Raw genomic sequence first — 1,740 nt, forward strand, 5'->3', positions numbered from 1 at the left:
TGCCGGTCGGCGCCAAAGGCGGCTTCGTGCCCAAGCGCCTGCCGTCGCCTTCCAATCGCGACGCCTGGCTCGCGGAGGGCACCGAAGCCTATCGCATCTCGTTCGCTCGCTGCTCGAACTCACCGACAATCTCGACGGCGACGTCGTCGTGCCGCCCGAATCGACCGTGCGCCACGACGGCGACGACCCCTACCTCGTCGTCGCCGCCGACAAGGGCACTGCCACCTTCTCCGACGTCGCCAACGCGATCTCGGCCGAGAAGAACCATTGGCTCGGCGATGCCTTCGCATCCGGCGGCAGCCAGGGCTACGATCACAAGAAGATGGGGATCACGGCGCGCGGCGCTTGGGAGGCGGTCAAGCGCCACTTCCGCGAGCTCGGCACCGACATTCAGACCACCGCATTCACCGCGGTCGGTGTGGGCGACATGTCCGGCGACGTTTTCGGCAATGGCATGCTGCTCTCGCCGGCGACAAAGCTTGTGGCGGCTTTCGATCATCGCGACATCTTCATCGATCCCTCGCCTGATCCCGCCATCAGCTTCGCTGAGCGCAAGCGCTTGTTCGATGCGCCGCGATCGAGCTGGCAGGACTACAACAAGTCGCTGATCTCGCAGGGCGGCGGCGTGTTCTCGCGCCAGCTCAAGGCGATCCCGCTCGCTCCGGAAGTGCGCACCCTGCTCGATCTCGACAAGCCGCAAGCCACGCCTTTCGAGGTGATGACGGCGATCCTGAAGGCTCGCGCCGATCTCTTGTGGTTTGGCGGCATCGGCACCTATGTCCGCTCCTCCGGGGAAAGCGACGATCAGGTCGGGGACCGCTCCAACGATCCGATCCGCATCGCGGGTGGTGACGTGCGCGCCCGGGTGATCGGCGAAGGAGCCAATCTCGGCGTCACCCAGCGCGGCCGCATCGAAGCGGCGCAGAAGGGCGTCAAGCTCAACACCGACGCCATCGACAATTCGGCCGGCGTGAACACGTCCGACGTCGAGGTCAATATCAAGATCGCGCTGGCGCGCCCCGAGCGCGAGGGACGCCTCAGTCCCACTGACCGCAACAGCCTGCTTGCCGCGATGACCGACGAGGTCGGCGCGCTGGTGCTGCGCAACAACTATTTGCAAACGCTGGCGCTCTCGCTGGCCGAGCGCAAGGGTGTGGCTGAGACCGGCTTCCTCGCCCGCCTGATGCAGTCGCTCGAGCAGCGCGGCTTGCTCAGCCGGGCGGTGGAGTTCTTGCCCGACGACGCAGCGCTCACTGAGCGCACACGGCGCGGCCAGTTCCTGACGCGGCCCGAGCTTGCCGTGTTGCTCGCCTACGCCAAGCTGACCCTCTACGATGACCTGCTCGTCACCAGCGTGCCCGATGACCCCTATCTTGCCCGCGAGCTGTCTCAGTATTTTCCGCGCGAGATTCAGGACAAGTTCCCGACAGCGGTCGAATTCCATCGCCTGCGCCGGGAGATCATCGCGACCAGCCTCGCCAATGCGGTGATCAACCGCGGCGGCCCTGCCTGTATCGTACGCCTGATCGACCAGACGGACGCCGATATCCCGACCATCGTCATGGCCTACGTGGCGGTCGATGAATGCTACGGTCTGAAGGGGCTCAATGACGCGATCGATGCACTCGACGCCTGCATCGATGTCAATCGGCGTTCGACTGGGACCCCCTATCGGCATCCAAAAGGGACCCCTTTGATCGGCGTGCTCTGCTGGGAGCGCTCGGGTCGTCGGAGCTGGTC

The 1,740-nt window shown here is 65.4% G+C and carries 1 protein-coding gene; it reads left to right on the forward strand.

Annotation, left to right across the window (positions count from 1 at the left end; genetic code table 11):
- Positions 1 to 1,740: NAD-glutamate dehydrogenase domain-containing protein (locus IVB01_RS31270; RefSeq protein ID WP_247495162.1), on the forward strand; the 1,740-nt coding region annotated here is incomplete at both ends.

It is taken from the genome of Bradyrhizobium sp. 164, assembly GCF_023073715.1.
Taxonomy (GTDB): domain Bacteria; phylum Pseudomonadota; class Alphaproteobacteria; order Rhizobiales; family Xanthobacteraceae; genus Bradyrhizobium.